The sequence below is a fragment of the Pseudoalteromonas denitrificans DSM 6059 genome (genome assembly GCF_900112265.1).
In the GTDB taxonomy this organism is placed as follows: domain Bacteria; phylum Pseudomonadota; class Gammaproteobacteria; order Enterobacterales; family Alteromonadaceae; genus Pseudoalteromonas; species Pseudoalteromonas denitrificans.
In genome coordinates, this window is record NZ_FOLO01000015.1 from 81,863 (window position 1) to 104,963 (window position 23,101).

Genomic DNA, 23,101 nt, shown 5'->3' on the forward strand with positions numbered 1-23,101 from the left:
CTTTGCATTTTACTCTAATATGGTTAAAATGCGCGCTTAATTTAATTTTAGGAGCGTTTGAATGAAATTGGTTCGTTGGTTACTTGGTCGTATTATTTTGTTATTGGATTTTATTTTCACACCAAAAAGTGTCAAGCGAGCTCCTGAACTTCAAGAGTTAGTTAATCAAAAAACAAAAGACCTCTCACTTTATCAATTTAAAGCATGCCCATTTTGTGTAAAAGTAAGGCGCTCAATGAAACGTAATGGATTAAATATTGAAACGCGTGATGCAAAAAAAGATGTATTACATCGCCAAACTTTATTAGAAGAAGGTGGCAGAGTCAAAGTGCCTTGTTTACGTATCGTAAATGGCAATGATGTGACTTGGCTTTATGAGTCAAACGATATAATCAGTTTCTTAGAAAAAGAAGTCGCATAATTAACTCAATTGGCGATTTACATAGATAAACCTGTAAATCGCATACTTTTAATATTCCTCCCTTTTCCTTTTATTATGTCTTTTCCTGTATTAATTTTAGAAAATTTAAGTTAAATATAACTAAACAGAACTTTAAATTGAGAGATTAATGTCGGCATTATTAGAAGTTTCCGATTTAAAACGGTATTTTTTAAAAAATAAAGCCGTTGATGGCCTGAGCTTTAGTGTGAAAAAAGGTATTTGTTTTGGCCTTTTGGGGCCTAATGGCGCGGGTAAAACAACCACTATCGAAATGCTGGAAGGCATAGTGAAGCCGACTTCAGGTCAAATCTTATACCAAGGAAAACCTTTAGATAAACATATTTATCACCAACTGGGTATTCAATTTCAACATACGGCATTACAAGACCATCTCACAGTATTAGAAACTTTAAAGATGTTTTCAGCATTTTATGAACATACAATTAAAATTGATGATTTAATTTCTTTATGTCATTTAGAAGATTTTGTTTATCAAGATCATCAAAAGTTATCTGGAGGGCAAAAACAACGTTTATTATTAGCACTTGCTTTAATTAATGACCCTCAACTGGTTTTTTTAGATGAGCCTACTACAGGTTTAGACCCTCATAGCCGGCGTTTATTTTGGGATTTAGTAAATCAAATAAAATCTCAAGGTAAAACGATTATGCTTACAACACATTATATGGATGAAGCTGAATATTTGTGTGATGAAATCGCAATTATGGACAAAGGCAAAATTATTGCTTTAGATACACCTGTTTCTTTACTGCAGCAACATTTTTCAGGAGCTTTGATTAAACTTCCTAAACAGAATATTGATCAACATAGCTTTAAAGATGACATTCTAAAATTATTTAATATTCAATATGTTCAGCAAAGTGCGCAAATCCAAAGTGATGATATTCAACTAAGTTTGGTAGAGTTAATAAATCAAAAAGTATCACTCGAAGGGCTTCAGGTTAAATCTGCAAATTTAGATGATTTATTCCTAAAATTAACCGGTCATGGATTAGAAGGAGTTAAAAATGTTTAAACGATTTTTAGCTGTATTAATAGCAAGGAATTATGAGTTTTTTCGTGACAGAGCTGCTTTGGGCTGGAATTTGATTTTTCCTGTTTTATTGGTTGTTGGTTTTGCATTTATATTTTCAGGTGACGGTAAAACACTTTATAAAATAGGCATTTTAAATGATTTTAAACAGGCCTCACAAAATCAAGCTTTAATGCAGCTAAAGCATATAGAATTTGTATCTTATACTGAAGAACCTCTTGCCATGATAAAGTTACGGCAGCATAAAATAGATTTATTAGTTGATTTTAATAAACAATATTACTGGATAAATGAATCTTCAAGTTCGGGATATATTGCAGAAAAACTATTATTGGCAGCACACAAAAATTTTCAACGCCAAGTTATTGAAGGTCGGGAAATTCGTTATCTAGATTGGGTTGTGCCAGGTATATTGGGAATGAATATGATGTTTTCATGCTTATTTGGTGTTGGCTATGTCATTGTAAGGTATAGAAAAAATTCAGTACTAAAGCGTCTTCATGCAACCCCATTAAAAGCGATTGAATTTTTGTCTGCTCAAATATGTTCTCGTTTATTTATTGTAATGTCACTGAGCATGGCTATTTTTTTAGCGTGTAATTGGTTGTTTAATTTTTATATTTTAGGCAGTTTATTTGATTTATTTATAATTGCTTTATTAGGCACCATTAGCTTGATCTCTTTGGGGTTATTAATTGCATCGCGTTCAGAATCTGAAGAATTTACGGGTGGTATGCTCAATGTTGCTTCTTGGCCCATGATGATGTTATCTGGTGTATGGTTTTCTTTGGAAGGAAGTCCTGAGTTTATTCAGGCTATAGCACAATTGATCCCTTTAACTCATATGTTAGAAGCCGCAAGAGCTATTATGCTTGATGGTGCAACTTTATGGCAGATTAAAAGTCATATTATTGCTTTATTAGTCATGACTTTTATTTTTTTAACCTCTGGTGCTTTGTTATTTCGTTGGCAAGGGCAAGCAAGATAAAAAAGGACTGTTAGATAGTTTACCTATCTTATTTTCTTGAGCAGATAGATAGTTGTTATCTAACACCTGAGTATTTTGTAACCGTGATATATTAAAATTATTTATCGAATCACCATTAACTAAATATATATTATTGTGCAGACTTTTAATAACTCTTTTTATGCTTGGTTTTGCATTTAAATAAATATCATCGCAAATAAAAACACCACTAAGATGGTGATATTTATCTAGATAATCAGTCATCTGGGAAATACTCAATTCATCTTCAAAATTACAATAACAATAATCTTCTATTAAGTGGTCATACATCATTTTTAATAACTTTCGTGTATCCTCACCTGTTCCTATGATTGTTGATTTATGTTCGGTGACAAAATAACAAAATTGGCGAGTAGAAAATAATGGATTATCAATAAGCAAAAAACGGTTTCCGTTTAATAACATTTTACTTTCCTTAGTAGCGTGTTTTATCAGATTGTATTTTGTTTTTTATAACGGTGCATTAACTTAGGTTAATTAAGGATGAATTAATGGATAAGTATCAAGAGCTTTTATCAAATGTGATCGATCAAAATAAATTACCAACTTTGAATTATAAAGCTGGAGATGTTTTGTTTCATCAAGGCATCGTTGAATCAAAATTATTTTGGATTAAATCGGGTTTGGTTAAATTAGTTTTTATTCAGCCTGATGGTAAAGAGTTTGTTAAAGCTTTTTTAGCTGAGAATGATCTGTCGGGAAGTTTGATGAGCGTTGTTTTTCATAAACCTTCACCCTATGCATGTATTTGCATTGAAGCATGTGAAGTCATTGCGATACCTTATAAAAAAATTAGAGATTGGTCTGAGAAAAACCCTCAACTTAAAGATGTTGAGTTACAATTTATGCAACAACTTACCGCAAGAAAAGAAGAAAGAGAATATCAGTTTTTATGTCTTACGCCCCAACAAAGATATGAAACATTTAAAGTTCAATACCCACATATTTTTAAACGCATCAGTCAGGCTGAATTAGCGTTATTTTTAGGAATTACACCTGTTGCTCTGTGTCGAATAAACGCGAGGTTACAGGCTTTAGTTGAATAAAATTTAAAGAATTAATATTAATTTAAGAGAAACCTATATTATTAACTTTTTATACTAAGCTTAGATTAGTCAATGATTTACTTAAAGGAATATTATGACTCCTCAACAGTTGGAACTCGTTCAGGCATCGTGGGAAAAGGTTGTTCCTATCGCCAAACAGGCTGCTGATTTATTCTATGGACGCTTGTTTGAAATTAATCCTGCGTTGCGAAGTATGTTTTCTAGTGATATTGAAGCGCAGGGCAAAAAACTGATGCAAATTTTGACAACAGTTGTAAGAAGTTTAAAGCAATTTGATAAGGTTGAGATTGCTGTCTGGCAATTGGGTCGACGTCATCATGTTTATGGTGTTAAAAAAGCAGATTTTGATTCTGTTGCTTCGGCATTATTGTGGACCTTACAACAAGGGTTGCAACAAGTTTATACCTCTGAAGTTGAAGAAGCTTGGGTTGCGGCTTATACGGTTTTAGCTGGAATAATGCAAGCTGGTGCAGATTATCCTTATGCAAATTTTGATAAATGGAAAGCTGAGCAGGTATAAGGTAAGAAAAAAGGTGGGCAAGCCACCTTTTAAATTTATTAATATCTGTGTAATTTACCAGTTTTTTATACTTGCTAAAATACCTTGACTATCTAATCCCATTACTTTGTTCATTTCTTGTTGTGTACCATGTTTTATGAATTCGTCAGGAATGCCTAAGTTTAATGTTTTTACATCTAATTTATTTGTTTGAACATACTCATTAACTGCAGAACCAGCGCCACCCATAATTGCATTATCTTCTAAAGTAACAAATAGCTCATGATCTTCGCTAAGCGCTGTTAATAAGCACGTATCAAGGGGTTTAATAAAGCGCATATCAACTAAGGTTGCATTAAGTTCATCGGCAACCGACTTTGCGTTGTCTAATAAAGTACCAAAAGATAAAATAGCTATTTTTTTACCTGTTTTAATTGTATTTGCTTTACCTAACGCTAGTTTTGTCATTTGAGACGCGACTTTCATATCACCGGCTGTGCCTCTTGGATACCTTACTGCAACAGGTCCATCTAAATGATAGCCAGTGTATAGCATTTGACGACATTCATTTGTATTAGAGGGGGCCATGATGATCATATTGGGAATACAACGCATAAAACTCAAATCATAAGCGCCATGATGTGTTTCACCATCAGCACCTACAATGCCGGCACGGTCAATGGCAAATAAAACTGATAAATTTTGTAATGCGACATCATGAATTAGCTGATCATAAGCACGTTGTAAAAAACTAGAATAAATAGCAACAATAGGCTTTAGACCTTCGCATGCAAAACCTGCAGCAAGCGTTACAGCATGTTGCTCAGCAATGGCTACATCAAAATATTTATCCGGAAACTCTTTTGAAAAACGAACCATGCCAGAGCCTTCTCGCATGGCAGGTGTAATAGCAACTAATTTATCGTCAGTTGCTGCCATATCACATAACCAATCACCAAAAACTTGTGAAAAGGTTGGAGCACTGGGTTGTGATTTTGGCAAACTCGTTGTGCTTGGATCGAATTTTGGAACGCCATGGTAACCTATAGGGTCAGCTTCAGCTGGTTTGTAGCCTTTCCCTTTTTTTGTACGTACATGCAATAACTGCGGACCCTTTAAATTACGCATGTTACGTAATGTATCGGTCAACATAGTGACATCATGCCCATCAATAGGGCCTATGTAATTAAAACCTAATTCTTCAAAAAAAGTACCAGGGATAACCATGCCTTTAATGTGTTCTTCCATTCTGCTGGCAAGTTCTTTTACTGGTGGTACGCCAGAAAGTATTTTTTTACTGCCTTCTCTAATATTGCTATAAAAGCTACCAGATAAAATACGAGCAAAATAGTTGTTTAGTGCACCAACGGGTTCTGATATTGACATCTCATTATCGTTTAAAATAACTAACATATCAGAATCTAAATTACCTGCATGATTCATGGCCTCAAAAGCCATTCCTGCTGTCATTGCACCATCACCGATAACAGCCACAACTTTTCTATCCTTCCCTTCTTTTTTTGCAGCAAGTGACATACCTAATGCTGCTGAAATAGAGGTACTAGAGTGACCAACACTGAAAGTATCATATTCACTTTCACCACGGTATGGAAATGGATGCAAACCGTCTTTTTGCCTTATAGTATGCATTTTGTCTTTACGACCCGTTAATATTTTATGAGGGTAAGCTTGATGGCCTACATCCCAAATTAACCTATCAACAGGTGTATTATAAACATAATGTAATGCAACTGTGAGTTCAACGGTACCCAGCCCTGAAGCCAAATGGCCACTGCTTTGTGAAACTGAGTTTAATAAATATTCTCTGAGTTCATCGCTCAGAGGCACTAATTTATCATGTGGCAACTGTCTAAGTTGCTCAGGCTTATCTATTAAGCTTAATAAGGGATACTTGCTGCTATCAAATGTCATGATATTTATTCGTTATCCTAATGATCTCTTTCTATTATATATGTTGCAAGGGCTTCAAGTTCGCTGGTATCTGCGTTTATGTGTTCAAGTGCTTTTAATGCATCTAAATATAATTGCCTTGCTTTATTTTTTGCGCCTTGTAGGCCTAATAATGCTGGATAAGTTGATTTGTTTGATGCTACGTCAGAACCTTGAGGTTTCCCTAATGTCTGCGTATCAGCTTCAATATCTAAAATATCATCCTGTACCTGAAAGGCTAAACCAATCGCTTTGCCGAAGCAGTCTAATTTATCGAGTATATCAGAGGTGCAATTAGGTGAACATAAAGCACCTAACTTTATCGCACATCTAAGCAGCGCACCGGTTTTTAAATTATGAATATGCTCAAGTTGTTCTAATGTGATTAATTTGTCAGTTGCGGATAAATCTAAAGATTGTCCACCACACATACCCGTTAAACCAGAAGCTTGTGCCAAAGTTGATATTAAAGATATTTGTTGCTTATGATCTATCCCAATAAATTGATGACTGGCGAGAGACTCAAAAGCTAAAGTTTGCAGTGCATCGCCTGCTAAAATCGCCGTAGCTTCATCAAATTTGATATGGCAAGTTGGTTTTCCTCGGCGTAAATTATCATCGTCCATCGCAGGTAGGTCATCATGTACTAATGAGTAACTATGAATACATTCAATCGCCCCTGCTGCAATATCTAAATCATTGTCATTGGCGTTAAGCATTTTACCTGTTAAATAAACAAGTAAAGGCCTAAGTCGTTTTCCACCATTTAATAAACTATATTTAGCAGCTGATTTGAGTTTATCGTCTGTATTTATTTGATTATCTATTAAATTGTTTAATATGAGTGTTATACGATTTTGTGCACAGATCAACTCTGGTTTGATATTTATTAATGTTGAGTTCACTACAATTATTCCGCTTCAGAATCAAAAGAAGTTAGTGCGCTACTTGTATCATTTCCCATCAAAATTTGAACTTTTTGCTCTGCTTGATTTAATTTTGCTGAAGAGGCATTTGCCAGTTGTACACCACGTTCGAAATGTTTAAGAGATTGTTCTAGGCTTAATTCACCATTTTCCATATCTGTGACTATGTTATTAAGTTCTGACATAGCTTGTTCAAAACTGAGGTTTTCTGGTTTTTTTACAGCCATAACATGATTCTCTTTAAAGTTGGAAATTGGAACGGGTAATGATTTTATGGGGGATTAGCATCGATTACAAATAACAATTAATAATAAGCATGTGTTTTTTACTTTTTTATGACTAGGATTGAATGTATAGGTAATAAATTGCGCTTGAACACTGGATGTAAATTGAATTTAAGAAAAAATTATATTTGCCGATAGTTAAAACTAACTTAATATAAACAATAAGTTTACTTCTTTTTTAAAGCTCCCTTGGAGGGTTTGTGGATTTAGCAACATTAATTGGTATGGTAGGAGCCATTGGCTTTATTGTCATGGCAATGTTACTGGGTGGCGAGTTAGGTATGTTTGTTGATATACCTTCTGTATTAATTGTATTTTGTGGTTCATGTTTTGTTGTATTATCACACTTTACTATGGGGCAATTTTTCACCATAGGTAAAATAGGTATAAAAGCCTTCATGTTTAAAATTGAATCACCAGATGATTTAATTGAAAAGTCAGTTGAGCTTGCTGACTCCGCCCGTAAAGGCGGATTTTTGGCATTAGAAGAAGCAGAAATACCGAATGGTTTTATGCAAAAAGGCATTGATATGTTAGTTGATGGTCATGATGCTGAAGTTGTCCGAGCTACTTTGCAAAAAGACATAACACTCACCACTTCACGTCACGATATGGGAGCCGGTTTATTTAAAACATTAGGTGATATAGCACCTGCAATGGGTATGATAGGTACTTTAATTGGGCTTGTTGCCATGTTATCAAATATGGATGACCCAAAAGCAATCGGCCCAGCAATGGCCGTTGCATTATTAACAACGCTTTACGGTGCTTTTTTAGCAAATGTAATTGCTATTCCAATTCAGTCAAAGCTAGAAAATCGTAGAGATGAAGAAGAACTCAACCAAAAACTGATTTTAGATGCTATTTTAGGCATACAAGATGGACAAAACCCAAAAGTGATTGAAGGGATTTTGAAAAACTATTTGGCTGAATCAAAGCGTCAAGTAGATACAGAGTCGTAAATTATGAGTGATGAATCATTGAGCATCAATAAGGGTGATAGAAGGACTGATATTTAATGTCTGAAGAAGCTGAAAAGTGTAAGTGTCCGCCTGTTGGCTTGCCTCAATGGATGGGAACCTTTGCTGATATGATGGCATTGTTAATGTGCTTTTTTGTTTTATTATTAGCCATGTCTGAAATGGATGTGCTTAAATTTAAACAAATTGCAGGTTCAATGAAGTTTGCTTTTGGTGTGCAAAATAAACTTGAAGTTAAAGATATTCCAAAAGGTACCAGTGTAATAGCGCAAGAGTTTACACCAGGTAAACCTGAACCCACCCCCATTGAGACGATTCAACAACAAACAACTGAAATGACGCAACAAATGTTAGAATTTCAAGCGGGTGATGAAGCTTCCGCGGGTGGTCGTCAAGAACAGCGGGGTAACAAACGTGGTGGTGAATCACAAAGTACAGCTAAAAAAGAAGCCGCAAAAGCCGAGCAGGCAGCAGATCAAGAACAAGTGAATGAGCTGGTTAAAAAAATAGCCCAACAGTTAGAACAACAAATTATAGATGGAGCAATTGAATTAGAGTCTTTAGGGCAGCAAATTATTATTCGTATTAGAGAGAATGGCTCATTTCCTTCTGGTAGCGCATTTTTACAACCTCAATTTAAACCTATTATTCAAGAAATCGCAGCTTTATTAAAAGATGTGCCCGGTGAAATAGAAGTCTCAGGCCATACTGATGATTATCAGGTAAGTAACGAGCTCTATTTTAATAATTGGGATTTATCGGCTAAACGTGCAGTTGCGGTTGCAAGCGAAATGCAAAAAGTGAGAGGATTTGATAAAAATCGCATGGTGGTAATTGGTCATGCAGAAACACGCCCTTTAGTTCCTAATACAGATCTCGAATCTCGCAAGCGGAACCGTCGTGTTGAAATTTCAATCATGCAAGGTAAAGCAAAAGAGTCAGATCCGATAGAAATAGGAAAATAATTGCCATTATTTTCATTACACATCTTGGCATTTAAGCTTAATTGTTATATTTTAAATTCACCATTTAGTATGGTGAATTTGATAAATATAATATAGAAAATTAAGGAAAATATTATGATAACAATTGATAAATATTCTTATATGCCTGGTGGTGGAAGTGGTAATGATGGTAATGAACCTCCTGAAAAGTAAGGTGTTATAAAAATTACTTTTATAGAATATATTTTGGATATATTGTATAGCAGCCAAGCTTTTCTAATCGCTATTGCTGCTATATTTTTGTATCTACTAAAAGATAAAAAAGCAACATTGTTTTGTTTTATAACTTTGATTTTTTTTATATGGGCTATATCTTTTAATAGTCTAGTTAAAAATTATGATCGAGTTGATTTTGTATATAGGTATATATTTTGGGCGATAAATGATATCTCCTGGATGGCTTTAATTGCTTATCTTACGATGAAAGATAAAGTGCATCTATGGCAATCGATCGCGGGCCAATTAATTGTTTTACCTGCTCCTTTGTTACAATTGATGCGTTTAGTTGACAGGCATTTTTTTGATTTAACTTATACTAATTATCTTTATTATGGTTTATTACCTCTAATAAATATGGCAACCGTTGTTTTATGTTTTTTCCCACTGATAGTTATTTTTGTAAAATACTTAAAAAGCAAAGCACTTAATGAAGAAGTTGAAGCATAATAAAGCTTTTATTTTTTATTCTTTGGCTTTATTTTATCAAGAACACCTCCTATTCTTAAAAGTGCTTAAACTCTTTTAAGCAAATGGATAAGGAGAATGGATATGCATGATAAGTATTCTTATATGCCAGGCAGCGGTGGCGGCAATGATGACCCACCCAAACCTAAATAGGAAATATGAAAAGGAAATCAATTGATTTCCTTTTTTAGTTTTATGACCATTAAAATTTTATTAGCCATAATCCTAGATTGGCAAATGATTATTATTGCACTAAGTGCTGTGGTATATATATGGTACAAAGATAAACCTGCACTTATATTTTCAGTTGTGACTTTAATATCATTTTTGATCAGCTATTTTGGTACGCCTTTTATTTTTGATCTTGACCCTGGGCGTGTATATCGGTACGTATTTTGGATAACAAATGATGTTGCCTGGATGGCTATTATTGCTTATTTAGGCATTAAAGATAAAATATCGATAAATGTGAGCATTGTTGCGCAAATATGCGTTATACCAATTGTATTAATTCAGTTATTGCGTATTGTTGATATTCAAATATTAGATATTCCTTTTATTACCTTGTTATATAAAACAATCATTCCACTTTCAAATACCTTGATAGTATTATTATGCCTGTGGCCATTCTTGAGTTACTTAATTGAAAGAGTGAAACTATTATTTTTTAAAATGTCGGATGTGGTATAAATTACATTTAATAGTCGAATCTCAGTAATAAAAGTTAGCTATATTCAAAAACAACTATTATTATACCTGTATAAGTAACCAGTATCTAATGTCTATTTGATTATGAAACTCTATATTGCTGAAAAACCTTCTTTAGCGCGGGCCATTGCTGATGCCTTGCCAAAACCTCATAAAAAACAAGATGGCTATATTGAAGTTGCCGGTGGTGATATTGTTAGTTGGTGTATTGGGCATTTATTAGAGCAAGCTGAACCTGATAGTTATCACGATAGATATAAAAAATGGAACGCTGCAGACTTACCAATAGTACCAGAGACTTGGCAACTTAAAGCAAAAACACAAACTCGAAAACAGCTAACCATATTAAAAAAGTTAATCAAACAAGCCGATGAATTAGTTAATGCTGGAGATCCAGACCGTGAAGGTCAATTACTCGTTGATGAAGTAATAGATCATGCTAAACCAACAAAAGTAAAAAAACAAAATGCGAAGCGTTTGTTAGTGAGTGATTTAAATGTTGGGGCTGTTAAAAAATCATTATCAAATTTAAAGCCTAATAGTGAATTTATACCTTTAAGTGTGTCAGCATTAGCACGCGCTCGTGCCGACTGGTTATATGGTATGAACTTAACAAGAGCATATACTTTAGCAGGTCAAAAAGTTGGGTTTAAAGGCGTTTTGTCGGTTGGGCGGGTTCAAACGCCTATTTTAGGACTTGTGGTTCGAAGAGATTTAGAAATATTAAATTTTGTACCTCATGCTTTTTATGAAGTACTAGCACACCTAAACCCTAATTTAGATCAAGATATTAATAGCCAAACTTCAGAAACATTTACTGCTAAGTGGCAACCCAGCGGTGCATGTGAACCTTATATGGATGATGAAGGCCGAGTTTTACATAAAGGGTTAGCACAAAATGTTGTATCGCGTATAAATGATCAAGTCGGCACAGTATTAAGTGTTGATAAAAAACAAAAAAAACAAAACTCACCTTTACCTTATAATTTATCATCATTGCAAATTGATGCTGCAAAAGCCTTTGGCATGGCAGCAAAACAAGTATTAGATACTTGTCAAAATTTATATGAAAGACATAAATTAATTACTTACCCAAGATCTGATAATCGGTATTTACCCAAAGATCATCACAAAGAAGCATCACAGGTTTTAGCTGCCATTAAAAATAACCAAGGACAAGAGGCAAGTAAAGTGGATGGGGCAAATACACGTTTAAAATCTAAATGTTGGAATGATAAAAAGGTAGAAGCACACCATGGTATTATTCCTACTGTAAAAAAACTGCAATCAGCTTCTCTAACCAAAGATGAAAAGTGCATTTATCAACTTATATCACGGCATTATCTGGCACAGTTTTATCCTGAATATATTTATAATGAAACTCAAGTTGAAATTGAGATAGCGAAAGGTAAGTTTAAAACTAAAGCTAAACAAGAAGTAAATTTAGGTTTTAAAGTTTTAATGGGCAAAAGTGAGCTTGATAGTGAGGAAAAACTACCTGCTCTTATTAAAGGGCAGAAATTGTTATGTTTTAAAGGTGAGCTGATTGAAAAGCAAACTCAGCCGCCTGCACATTTTACTGATGCAACTTTATTAGCTGCTATGACTGGCATTGCGCGATTTGTAAAAGATCCTGAAATAAAAAAGGTACTTAAAGAAACCGATGGATTAGGTACTGAGGCAACTAGAGCTGGGATCATCGAGCTTTTATTTAAACGTGGCTTTCTAAAGCGTCAAGGGAAACAAATATTAGCGACTGAATCTGGCATCGCTTTAATTCAGGTTTTACCAGAGCAAGTTTCAAAGCCAGATTTAACTGCTGTATGGGAGTCAAGCTTAAGCTCAATTGCGCAAAAAGAATTAAGTTATCAACATTTTATGCAACCTTTATTACAGCAACTTAGCGATATTATAGAGCTTTCAAAAACTTGTGATAGTTCTGCTTTTAAAAGTTTACCGGAACAAAAACCTAATAAAAAATTTAGACGTAAACGTAAAACCTATAAAAAAGCTTCCTAGAGTTAGGCTATCGATATAAAAAGGTATACTTGAGAATCGATAGGAATATAAGATAAAAACTAACTTTATTTTTCATGGACGAAAAAACAAAGCGTATAGGGAAATATTTACAGCGTGTTCGGTTTTATTTTATATGTAGATATCAGTTTAAAGAAAATAAAAGCCATCCCTATTTCGGGATGGCTTTTTTGTTTTGTGATCCCAATTTCGGGATGGTAAATATTACCTTTCATTCGTTTTTTATTTAAGTTATTGATTTTTATGTTTTTTAAATTTGGCATGACTTTGGCTTTTATATATTCATATTACTTTTTAAATGGCTTAATTGAGGCAATCATGGATATTATTAAACAAAAAAATACGCCTTTTTATAAAAATAAAATATTACTAGGGAGTATGGCAAGTGTATTGTTTGCTGGTGTTGTATATGCGAGTACACAAGTTCAACTGGCAGGTTTTTCAATGAAAAAAAATTCAGTGATAAGTGCCATTGTTGAGCGTGGAGACTTTGATATTAAAGTATCTGGTCCTGGCATATTAGTTCCAAGAGGTATCCGTTGGGTATCAAGTACGGTCGCTGGTAAAGTAGAGCGCATTTTAGTGAAGCCTGGAGCACAAGTCGAGCAAGGTCAATTAATTGTTGAGTTAATAAACCCTGAGCTAGACCAAAAAGTTCAAGAGCTTTATTGGGAACTTGAATCTATGCAAGCTAAAACTCGCGCATTAAAAGTAAGCCAAGATACACAAATACTCGATATACAAGCTGAAGTATTAAATACCCAAATGCAATACGATAAAGCAAAAATGCGTCTAGATGCAGAGTCGAAATTAATTAAAAAAGGTAATGCAACAGTATCTAAACTTGATTATGAATCATCAAAATTAACGGTATCGCAATTAGCTAAAACGATAGACATTAATAAAGCCAGAACAAAACAATTAAAACTTAATTTAATTGCGGGTTTTGAAGCGCAAACAGCACAATTAAATAAGTTGAAAAAAACATTAGAACGCGCTCAATTTCAATCAGACTCTTTAAGCATTAAAGCGCCAGTATCAGGTGTATTACAAGCAATGCCATTAGAGCTAGGTCAGCAAGTATTATTAGGTAGTAACATTGCTAAGTTTGCTAAAAAAGGAGACTTAATCGCTGAGTTAAAAGTACCTGAATTAAATGCCTCTGATATTTTAATCGGTCAAAAAGTGGCTATAGATACACGTTTTAATCAAATTAATGGCAAAGTGATCCGTATCGACCCTGCAGTAGTTAACGGCACTGTACAAGTTGATGTTGAGCTAGAGAAAAATTTACCTGATGAAGCACGTCCAGACTTATCAATTGATGGCGAAATATTTTTAACACAAAAGCAAAATACTTTATTTGTAAGACGCCCTGCATTTTCACAAGCTAATCAAACAACCTCAATTTATAAGTTTGATAATGCAGATAAGTATGTATTAAAAACGCTGGTGAGTTTTGGTTTATCGTCGAGTGTTAATATCGAGATTTTAAACGGCCTTAAAGCAGGCGACAAAATTATCGTTTCAGAGCAAACAGGCTTTGAACGTCATAACAAAATTTCAATGAATTAAATAAAAGAATAAATACAAGGAATATTAAGATGAGTGCATTAATCAAATTAACAAACGTAAAAAAAGTATTCTCTACAGATGAAGTTGAAACACATGCTTTAAGTGACATTAATTTAGAGATCCAAAAAGGGGAATATATATCAATTTCAGGCCCATCTGGATGTGGTAAATCTACATTATTGTCATTATTAGGTTTATTAGATACTTGCTCTGGTGGAAGTTATATTTTAAATACACATCAGGCTGTAGATATCAGTACGAAACAAAGAGCTGCTATTAGAAATAAAGAAATTGGATTTGTATTTCAGTCATTTAACTTAATTAGTGATTTAACCGTATCTGAAAATGTAGCACTGCCTCTGACTTACCGTAAAGATTTAAATAAACAACAACGCATTGAAATGGTAAAAGAAGCATTAGAAAAAGTAGATATGGGTCATAGAACTAAGCATTTCCCTTCACAACTATCTGGTGGCCAACAACAAAGAGTTGCAGTGGCACGTGCAATAGCTGGCAATCCATCAATTATATTAGCCGATGAACCAACAGGTAACTTAGATTCTAAAAATGCAGAACTCGTTATGGCGTTATTAGACAAGTTACATGCAGAAGGAAAAACAATTTGCATGGTAACGCATGATCCGCGTGGCGCAAAACGTGCTGAGCGTATTATAGAGGTATTTGATGGGAGAGTTGTCTCAGATTCACGTGTTTTACAAGTAAAATCCGAAGAAGCCGTTGCTTAAGGAGAGATCATGACTATGTTATCTGATATAAAATTTGCGTTTAGAACCTTAGTGAAAAATCCAAAGTTTACCGCATTAACAGTATTTGTCATGACGACGGGGCTGACTCTGTGTATTTATATGTATAGTTTTATTCAAGGCACTTTAACGGCACCTTTGCCCTTTGAGCAAGGAAAACAGATCCGCAAGATAGACTCAATTTATAATGGCATGGAATATAATGGTCCCAGTGTTCGAATTCACGACTTTGATGATCTAAAAAAACGGGTGCAAAGTTATGATGTATTTGATGCTTATGACGATGGTATAGTGAATATCAGTACCAGTGACAGAGCTTTCAGGTATATAGGGCATTATGTGAAAGCCAGTTTTTTTGAGATATCGGAGGCTAAGCCACTTTTGGGCAGGTTACTCACGGATCAAGATGGAGAACCGGGTGCTGAGTCGGTAGTATTAATAGGCGAGTCGATATGGAAAAGCTTATTTGCGTCAGATCAGAATGTACTAGGTAAAAAGCTTAGAGTAAATTCAATACAAAGAACAGTTGTGGGTGTTATGCCTGCTAGTTACCAGTTTCCCGGTTCAGGGCGGGTTTGGCTACCTTTTATTTCAAGTAGTAAAGGTGTTGCTCGTGCTGATGGTGATTATGTTGCTGTTTATGGTGTTTTAAAAAAAGATGTAACCGATGAGCAGGCAAACTCAGAATTAAAAACCATTATGGCTGAACTTGAACAGACACATCCAAAATTAAATTCTAATAGAACAGCCCAAATCAGAACTATGCAGGCTGCTTTAATGGGGAACGGTACACCTGTCATTGCTTTTGCTATGCAACTATCCGTTGGGTTTATTTTGTTATTAGCCTGTATCAATGTTGGTAACTTATTACTTTCCCGTGCTTTTGAAAAGAGTAAAGAAATAGCGATTAGAACTGCTTTAGGTGCCCCTAGGGGCAAGTTAATTAGCCAAATGATGTGGGAATCGACCTTAATCTCTTCTATTTCAGGTATTCTGGCTATTTTATTAGCTGGATTATGGTTGGAGAATTCTAATAAAAATTTAATAACTACTTTTCCGTTTGAACCACCTTTTTGGTGGAATGTCGCATTGTCAGAATCATCTGTCATCGCGGCAATGGTAATCATAGGTATTACTGCATTAGTAACTGGTTTACTTCCAGCATATAAAGCAACTGGGGAAGATGTTAATTCAGGATTAAGAGATGGTACTCGAGGAGCACAAAGTAAATCAGTAGGCCGTTTAAGTAAGCTAATAGTGATATCTGAAGTTGTTTTGTCTTGTGCCTTATTATTACTTTCTACTGGAATGGTATACTCGGTTCATCAACAAAACCAATTTGATTATGGCGTCGAAGTTGAAGGGTACTTAACTGCACGTATTGTATTGCCTGAAGTTGAATATGACAGTAATGAAAAGCTTCTTCAGTATTATCAAAGTATGAGAACGGCATTACAACAAGAACGTGGAGTTGAAGCGGTGAGTTTTATCAGGAGCTTACCTAGTGAAAATGCCAGTTCCCAAAATATTTCCATTGATGGTGTAGATTACGGAAAAAAACCGCAATACCCTAGTGTAAGTTCGGTCACCGTTGCACATAATTATTTTGAAACTATGGAGGTTAACTTGCTTGAAGGACGTACGTTTGATCTTAGGGATAAGCTTGATTCACCATTAACAGCCGTGGTGACACAAAATTTTGTTAAAAAACATTTTAAAGGTAATAAAGTCGTTGGCAAGCGTTTTAAATTTATTGGAAATGATAAAGGCTGGTACACTATTATTGGTGTGGTTAATAATGTATTGCACGGCCAGCCAACGCCTGCCAATATAGAGAAGCAAACGGTTTTTGTTTCTTTACAGCAAACACCATTACGTTCAATATCCTTAGTTATCAAGGCTGCGCAGGAACCGGAAGAATTGAGATCAATGCTAGATCACATTTCTTTGTCTGTTGAGCGTGATGCGCCAGCATATAACATTAAAACGTTGAGAGCCTCCATTACCGAAAGAAATTCAGGAATGAACTTTGTAAGTGAGCTATTTTTAATTTTTTCGGCGGCTTCAATGGTGTTAGCTTTTAGTGGTATTTATGGAGTCATGTCAAATACGATAATACAAAAAACACAAGAGATAGGTGTCCGCAGGGCATTAGGTGCAAATAAGGGGGATATTTTTACGCATTTTATTAAGCAAAGTGTAAAACAGTTAGCTATCGGACTGACGATTGGAGTTCCTTTAGGTATTGCATTAGTGGCCATGATGGAAAAAACTTCATTAGCACAAGGCTCAATGATACTTTATATTGCAGTGCCGACATTTATTAGTTTAGTTATTCTATTAGCTGTCATATATCCCGTTCACAGGGAATTGAAATTTGAGCCTTGTAAGGCTTTAAGAAGCGAATAAAGTAGCTATTTGTACTAGCCTTTTCTTAAGAAAAGGCTTTTTTCTTTTTCACTCAATAGGAAAGTTATTTTTGTCACATATATTAATTGCAGATGATGATGTCAGTATTTTAGCTTCATTGAGACTATTTTTAAAAATGGAAGGTTTTAAAGTAACAACGGCAAGTAACCCTGGGGAAGTTGAGTACTTTATAAAATCTCAAGACATAGCATTAGCTTTAATTGATTTAAACTATAAGTTAGATACAACATCCGGTGAAGAAGGGTTAACTCTGACACAAAAGCTAAAGTCTCTTGATCCAGATTTAGCTATTATTTGCATGACAGGTTGGGCAACTGTCGAAATTGCAGTTGAAGTCATGAAAAGAGGGGCGGGTGACTTTGTTCAAAAGCCTTGGGAAAACGAACGTTTATTGGCAATTATTAATGCACAACTGGCAATTCGAGAGCAGAAATTAAAAAACCTGAGATTAAATGAAGAAAATAAAACTTTAAAACAACAAATAGCTGCAATAGATGGTAATGACTTAGTTGCACACTCTTCAGTGATGAAAAACTTGTTATCTACAATAGAGCAAGTCGCTAAAACAGATATTAATATTTTAATTACCGGTGAAAATGGCACAGGTAAAAGTTTATTAGCCAGTTATATCCATTCTATAAGTGAAAGAAAATCAGACTCTTTTGTTGCTGTGAATATGGGCGCTATAACAGAGACTTTATTTGAAAGTGAAATGTTTGGTCATGTAAAAGGAGCTTATACAGACGCAAAAGAAAACCGTATTGGCCGAGTTGAACTAGCACAAAGTGGCACATTATTTTTAGATGAAATTGCTAATATTCCTTTAACACAACAAGCAAAGTTATTAAGACTGCTTGAAGAACACCAATTTGAAAAAGTGGGCTCTAGCAAAACCCAACAAGCCGATATCCGATTAGTGAGTGCTACAAATGCTAACTTAGAGGATATGGTGACTGATAAATCATTTAGACAGGATTTGTTATATAGGCTAAATACTTTTGTTATTGAGATCCCATCATTAAAAGCAAGAGGTGAAGACATTTTACCTATGGCTAAAGCTTTTATTATAAAAAGTGCGAACAGATATAAAAAAAGGGCACCTGAGCTATCCGATATTGCAAAGCAACAACTTATAACTTATGAATGGCCTGGTAATGTGCGTGAATTAAGTCACACCATAGAAAGAGCAACATTATTAGCACAGGATGAAATTTTGTCTGAACATTTAATGTTGAAAAATGAACAACCAGTCCATAGTGCTGTTGCTCATGAGTCTAAAGAAAATGATTTTAATGACATGAGCATGGATGATATTGAAAAGTCAGTGATTGAAAGCAGATTAAGGCAAAATAAAGGCAATGCTTTAGATGCCGCAAAATCTTTAGGTATGAGTAGAAGTGCATTTTATCGTCGTTTAGATAAATTTGGAATTTAGCCTTATGTTAAATGCATCTTTTGAAAAAAAAATATTGATAATTGTACTTTGGGCTATTTTACCAAGTTATGTATTAGCATTACTCTTACTTTGGTTGATAGATATATCGTTTTACTTACAATCTTTAGTGAGTATTTTTTTGACTTCAATAGTTGGTTTTTCTATAAGTGCATTTATTCGTAATATTGAAGATCAATTCATTTCTTTGTCTAATTTAGTGGAAGCACTCAATATTGGTGATTTTTCATTAAGAGGAAAAGTTGAAAAAAGACAAAGTGGACATAGTGATTTAATTTTTCAGTTAAATACTTTGGCTGATTCTTTAACAACAGCAAGATATGACTTTAAAGAAAGTCAATTATTGTTAGCTAAAGTAATAAAACAAATTAAAGTTGCGATCATTGCATGCGATGAAAATAATAAGCTGACAATGGTGAACCCTGAAACAGAAAAACTATTAGGCATGGGGGAATCTAAGCTAATTCATAAAACATTATCAGATTTATCTTTAACGCAATTACAAAATATAAACTCTAATTCAATTGAACATTTAACTTTTGGTTCTCGTAATGCGCGCTGGCATATATACAAAGATGGTTTTCGTGAACAAGGAACTCAGCATACTTTATATATTTTATCTGATATGGACTTATTACTAAATCAACAAGAACAAAAAGCATGGAAGGATTTAGTTCGAGTGTTAAGTCATGAAATAAATAACTCTTTAGCACCCATCATTTCTCTAACATCAACTTTAGATAAAATGATTAGTTATACAGATATTGATAATGACGATAAAACCGATGTGCAATCTGGTTTATCTATTATTCAAGATAGAGCGACAAGTTTAAAACGTTTTATTCAAGGCTATAGAGCGTTGACGCACCTACCTGAACCTAAAAAGAAATTGATTGATCTGGTACCTGTAATAGAACAATTAGTCGTACTTTTAAAATACCCTATAAAGCTTAATTTACCTCGTCAGTTAAAAATGCAAGTAGATGCTACTCAAATTGAGCAGTGTCTTATTAATTTGTTAAAAAATGCTTATGAGGCGGGAGGTCCTGATAATATTATTGAATTGAATGTCAGTTTAAATAATCAGGTTTTAATTGAAATTCTAGATAAAGGAGTAGGGATTCAAAATTCAGCAAATTTGTTTGTACCTTTGTATACAACGAAGCTCGAAGGTACAGGAATTGGTTTGTCTTTATGTAAACAAATCATTCAGGCGCATAATGGACATTTACAGCTTACAAATAGACAAAGTGGTGGCTGTCGTGTTGAAATAAAGCTGTCAATATCACCTTAATGCTAAAATAATAAACCACAGTGATTAAGTTTAAATTATCAAAGTAAACAATATTTTATTCTGTGGTCCATTAAGAAGTGAATATTGTTACTGATTAAATAAATCCATAGCGCTTGCAGTCATAGCTCTAACGCCTGTTTTAATTGTTAGTGGATAATCGGGAGCAAATTTACTTGAGTGTAAAGATGGTAAACTTGTACCTTCCTTAACTGATTTTTCATAATCTTTAACAGGCACACCGCCTAACCAGAATATAGTACTCGGAATTTTATCTTCAGTTAAAGTATATAAGCCAAAATCTTCACCAGCCATAACAGGTTCAGATTTTTGTACATTAATTTTTCCAAGTTCTGTTTCAATACTCGATTGTACTTTTTTAGCTAATATCGGGTTGTTATAAGTTGAAGGAATTTTTTCTTCTTCGTGAACATAAACAACAGGCACCATTGATTCATCTAAACCTGCACTTAATGCGATACCATGAGTAATGCGTTTAATTGCTGCAATTTGTTGCGCTCTTACTTTAGGATCGTAAGAGCGTAAAGTCAGCTGTAGTTTCACTTCATTTGAAATAATATTGTGCTTTGAGCCGCCGTGTATAGAGCCTACAGTAATAACTGAAGGTTTAAGTGGTGAAATTTCACGACTATTTATTGTTTGAAGGGCCAAAACAATACGAGATGCTAAAACAACGGGGTCTTTGGTTAAATGTGGGTAAGCTCCATGCCCTCCTTTACCTTTTATACTAATATCTACAGAGTCAACATTAGCTAAAGCATAACCTGGTGCAATTGCAACTTTCCCTGCAGGAACAGATGCACTGACATGTAACCCTATTATATGATCAGGTTTTGGAAATTTAGTAAATAAACCCGCTTTTAACATGGCTTTAGCACCTGCACCGACTTCTTCGGCAGGTTGTGCAACCATCATTAATGTACCTTGCCATTGTGATTTATTTTTAATTAATTGTTGTGCCGTACCAATAAAACTACTCATATGAATATCATGACCACAACCATGCATTATACCGACTTTATTATTATTCTTATCTAGAGTTGTGACAGTTGATGCATAACTTTTACCTGTTTCCTCTATTATCGGTAATCCGTCAGTATCGGTTCTAATCATTACTGTTGGTCCATTACCATTTTTAAATATCCCTACAACGCCAAAGCCACCTACATTAGCAGTGACTTTAAAACCGAGTTTAGTTAAGTTAGTAGCAATTATTTTTCCTGTATTTTCTTCTTGGTAGGATAATTCAGGTGTTTGATGTAATTTTAAATATAACGCTTCTAATTCAGGCAAGTTATTCGAAAGTGACTTTTCGAGGAAGGTATACGGACTACTACTTGCGCAAACTTGAGTACTAAATGCTAAAGCTAAGCTTGATAATATAAAGTTTCTCATAGGTATATAGCTGTTTATAAAAGGTTAAGGGTAAATTACCATATTGATTGATTTAATCAATTGTTAAAGAAATATGTATTTAAACTTGTAAATAATCACTCTGGCCCAAATATATATTTTAATTACATATTGATGCAGAAGCTTTATGAGCAATACTCTAGATTTAACATCAGAAAATTTTCAGAAGATATTAGGTGAAGATTCACAAAATAAATTGGTTCTTATTGAATTTTACTCACCAAGTAGCCCCGAGAGCCAACAGCAAACCGCTATTGTTACAACTATCGCAGCTGAATATCCTGAACATCTAATTTTAGCTAAGTTGAACTGTGAAACTGAGCAAACGCTAGCACAACAATTAGCACAACAAATAGGTATTCAAACTATTCCTGCTTTAGTTCTTATTAAAGCGTCGGCTCCTGTAGATATGTTGGCTGGTCCTCAAACAGATGCACAAATAAGAGAAGCTTTAAGTAAACATTTACCATCGCCGGATGATTTAATATTAGAACAAGCAAAACAAGCTTTATTAAAAGGTGACATGGATAATGCGTATAACTTTGCTAAAAAGGCATATGCTATAAATCCTGAAAATGCGCGTATTAAGCTTGTTTTTGCTGATATTTGTCTAAAGATACAAAAATTAGAAGATGCAAAATCGTTAATCGCTAGCATTCCTATGATAGATCAAGATGCTTATTATACTAATATTAAAGCCAAACTAGAGCTGGCATTAGAAGCTTTAGATTCCCCTGAGATAAAAGAGTTACAAGAAAAGTCTGCTGAAGATCCAAATAACCTAGAATTAAAAGCACAGCTTGCAATTCAATATAATCAAGTCGGTCGTAAAGAAGAAGCATTAGAGGCTTTGTATAGTGTACTTAAAAAAGACTTAGCATTTGGAGATGCTAAGAAAACGTATTTAGATGTGATTGCAACTTTACCTGATGGTGATTCTATTGCACTTAAATACAGGCGTAAACTTTATAGTATGTTGTATTAAAAGGTATTTAAAATAGCGTGTCACTTTCTCAAAATATAATTGTATTTATCCTTGCAAAAATAAGGTTTTGAATAATACTTAAATTCCACTTTCGAGATAGTTTAAAGTGAGATTTAAGTTGTTATAGTGTAAGTTAAGTGTGATTTTTGCTGCTTTAATGTTCAAAATGAAACTAAAGTCAGTTTTTTACATCTTTTCTTAAAAAAACACTTGCGCTCAATCCAAATCTCTCTATACTGCGCCTCCACCGACACAGACGGCAAGCAACATTCTTAAATGGATGTAGCAAGTTAGCTAGGTTGGCGAGGCAAGTAAAACTTAACGATTTTTTAGAAAGAAACTTCTTCTAAAGAAAATTAAAATTAAGTGTTGACTCAAGGTTTTTAAGGTGTATTATTCGCACCCCAAGCAATTAACGGCAACGTTTACTTCGCTTGAAACGTTCTTTAACAATAAGTAATCATCTGTGTGGGCACTCTTGCAGATTGAGTTCTAAGTTACCTTCTT

General features: G+C 34.2%; 21 protein-coding genes. 16 read left to right on the plus strand and 5 right to left on the minus strand.

Features of this window, described 5'->3' with window-relative positions; genetic code table 11:
- Nucleotides 1-61 precede the first annotated feature (61 nt).
- From BM088_RS11470 to BM088_RS11480, 3 genes are all read left to right on the plus strand, one after another.
- Nucleotides 62-421, plus strand: a complete 360-nt coding sequence (locus BM088_RS11470; protein ID WP_091983815.1) for a glutaredoxin family protein — start codon at nucleotides 62-64, stop codon at nucleotides 419-421.
- A 148-nt stretch (nucleotides 422-569) separates the two neighbouring features.
- Nucleotides 570-1,478 carry an ABC transporter ATP-binding protein gene (locus tag BM088_RS11475; RefSeq protein ID WP_091983817.1) on the plus strand — a complete coding sequence of 303 codons (909 nt, stop codon included), beginning with the start codon at nucleotides 570-572 and terminating at the stop codon, nucleotides 1,476-1,478.
- A complete protein-coding gene (locus BM088_RS11480) occupies nucleotides 1,471-2,484 on the plus strand; it encodes an ABC transporter permease (protein ID WP_091983819.1) in 1,014 nt (337 codons plus the stop codon). Before BM088_RS11475 ends, BM088_RS11480 begins: the two co-directional genes overlap by 8 nt.
- Here the strand turns inward: BM088_RS11480 and BM088_RS11485 are convergent.
- Nucleotides 2,455-2,928: a hypothetical protein gene (locus BM088_RS11485; RefSeq protein ID WP_091983821.1), complete on the minus strand. Its 474-nt coding sequence runs from the start codon at nucleotides 2,926-2,928 to the stop codon at nucleotides 2,455-2,457. The two genes, BM088_RS11480 and BM088_RS11485, sit on opposite strands and share 30 nt — an antisense overlap.
- A gap of 86 nt (nucleotides 2,929-3,014) precedes the next feature.
- Here BM088_RS11485 and BM088_RS11490 point away from each other — a divergent pair, with 86 nt between their 5' ends.
- Together BM088_RS11490 and BM088_RS11495 are read left to right on the plus strand one after the other, a co-directional pair.
- Entirely contained in the window at nucleotides 3,015-3,569 is a 555-nt protein-coding gene (locus tag BM088_RS11490; RefSeq protein WP_091983823.1) for a Crp/Fnr family transcriptional regulator, read from the plus strand.
- Nucleotides 3,570-3,663: 94 nt separating this feature from the next.
- Complete coding sequence (locus BM088_RS11495) at nucleotides 3,664-4,110, plus strand: globin family protein (protein WP_091983824.1); 447 nt, start codon at nucleotides 3,664-3,666, stop codon at nucleotides 4,108-4,110.
- Nucleotides 4,111-4,164: 54 nt separating this feature from the next.
- Here BM088_RS11495 and dxs read toward each other — a convergent pair whose 3' ends face one another.
- Genes dxs through xseB form a run of 3 tightly spaced genes read right to left on the minus strand, consistent with a single transcriptional unit; the run spans nucleotide 4,165 to nucleotide 7,192 of the window.
- Nucleotides 4,165-6,021: a 1-deoxy-D-xylulose-5-phosphate synthase gene (dxs, locus tag BM088_RS11500; RefSeq protein WP_091983826.1), complete on the minus strand. Its 1,857-nt coding sequence runs from the start codon at nucleotides 6,019-6,021 to the stop codon at nucleotides 4,165-4,167.
- 17 nt (nucleotides 6,022-6,038) lie between these two features.
- Complete coding sequence (ispA, locus tag BM088_RS11505) at nucleotides 6,039-6,929, minus strand: (2E,6E)-farnesyl diphosphate synthase (RefSeq protein ID WP_091983858.1); 891 nt, start codon at nucleotides 6,927-6,929, stop codon at nucleotides 6,039-6,041.
- A 20-nt stretch (nucleotides 6,930-6,949) separates the two neighbouring features.
- On the minus strand, nucleotides 6,950-7,192 hold the full coding sequence (gene xseB, locus BM088_RS11510; protein WP_091983827.1) for an exodeoxyribonuclease VII small subunit: 243 nt from the start codon (nucleotides 7,190-7,192) through the stop codon (nucleotides 6,950-6,952).
- A 257-nt stretch (nucleotides 7,193-7,449) separates the two neighbouring features.
- On the opposite strand from xseB, the gene pomA reads away from it, so the two are divergent.
- The 10 genes from pomA (at nucleotide 7,450) to BM088_RS11560 (ending at nucleotide 20,178) form a co-directional block, all read left to right on the plus strand.
- Nucleotides 7,450-8,211, plus strand: coding sequence for a flagellar motor protein PomA (gene pomA, locus BM088_RS11515; protein ID WP_091983829.1), 762 nt, complete (start codon nucleotides 7,450-7,452; stop codon nucleotides 8,209-8,211).
- A gap of 56 nt (nucleotides 8,212-8,267) precedes the next feature.
- The gene (locus tag BM088_RS11520; RefSeq protein ID WP_091983830.1) at nucleotides 8,268-9,194 is read left to right on the plus strand and encodes a flagellar motor protein MotB; all 927 of its coding nucleotides are present in this window, start codon (nucleotides 8,268-8,270) and stop codon (nucleotides 9,192-9,194) included.
- A gap of 435 nt (nucleotides 9,195-9,629) precedes the next feature.
- A complete protein-coding gene (locus BM088_RS27715) occupies nucleotides 9,630-9,899 on the plus strand; it encodes a hypothetical protein (RefSeq protein WP_245763810.1) in 270 nt (89 codons plus the stop codon).
- A gap of 255 nt (nucleotides 9,900-10,154) precedes the next feature.
- On the plus strand, nucleotides 10,155-10,607 hold the full coding sequence (locus BM088_RS11530; RefSeq protein ID WP_218156506.1) for a hypothetical protein: 453 nt from the start codon (nucleotides 10,155-10,157) through the stop codon (nucleotides 10,605-10,607).
- 102 nt (nucleotides 10,608-10,709) lie between these two features.
- The gene (locus tag BM088_RS11535) at nucleotides 10,710-12,644 is read left to right on the plus strand and encodes a DNA topoisomerase III (RefSeq protein ID WP_091983836.1); all 1,935 of its coding nucleotides are present in this window, start codon (nucleotides 10,710-10,712) and stop codon (nucleotides 12,642-12,644) included.
- Between the two features lie 336 nt (nucleotides 12,645-12,980).
- The gene (locus BM088_RS11540) at nucleotides 12,981-14,237 is read left to right on the plus strand and encodes an efflux RND transporter periplasmic adaptor subunit (RefSeq protein WP_091983860.1); all 1,257 of its coding nucleotides are present in this window, start codon (nucleotides 12,981-12,983) and stop codon (nucleotides 14,235-14,237) included.
- A gap of 29 nt (nucleotides 14,238-14,266) precedes the next feature.
- Entirely contained in the window at nucleotides 14,267-14,983 is a 717-nt protein-coding gene (locus tag BM088_RS11545; protein ID WP_091983838.1) for an ABC transporter ATP-binding protein, read from the plus strand.
- Between the two features lie 9 nt (nucleotides 14,984-14,992).
- On the plus strand, nucleotides 14,993-17,410 hold the full coding sequence (locus BM088_RS11550) for an ABC transporter permease (protein WP_091983839.1): 2,418 nt from the start codon (nucleotides 14,993-14,995) through the stop codon (nucleotides 17,408-17,410).
- A gap of 70 nt (nucleotides 17,411-17,480) precedes the next feature.
- A complete protein-coding gene (locus BM088_RS11555; protein ID WP_091983841.1) occupies nucleotides 17,481-18,866 on the plus strand; it encodes a sigma-54-dependent transcriptional regulator in 1,386 nt (461 codons plus the stop codon).
- Nucleotides 18,867-18,870: 4 nt separating this feature from the next.
- On the plus strand, nucleotides 18,871-20,178 hold the full coding sequence (locus BM088_RS11560; protein ID WP_091983843.1) for a sensor histidine kinase: 1,308 nt from the start codon (nucleotides 18,871-18,873) through the stop codon (nucleotides 20,176-20,178).
- A gap of 87 nt (nucleotides 20,179-20,265) precedes the next feature.
- Here the strand turns inward: BM088_RS11560 and BM088_RS11565 are convergent, their stop codons facing one another.
- Nucleotides 20,266-21,591: a M20 metallopeptidase family protein gene (locus tag BM088_RS11565; RefSeq protein WP_091983845.1), complete on the minus strand. Its 1,326-nt coding sequence runs from the start codon at nucleotides 21,589-21,591 to the stop codon at nucleotides 20,266-20,268.
- A 145-nt stretch (nucleotides 21,592-21,736) separates the two neighbouring features.
- Between BM088_RS11565 and BM088_RS11570 the strand changes: the two genes are divergently transcribed.
- Nucleotides 21,737-22,594, plus strand: coding sequence for a tetratricopeptide repeat protein (locus BM088_RS11570; protein ID WP_091983846.1), 858 nt, complete (start codon nucleotides 21,737-21,739; stop codon nucleotides 22,592-22,594).
- The last annotated feature ends 507 nt before the right edge of the window (nucleotides 22,595-23,101 follow it).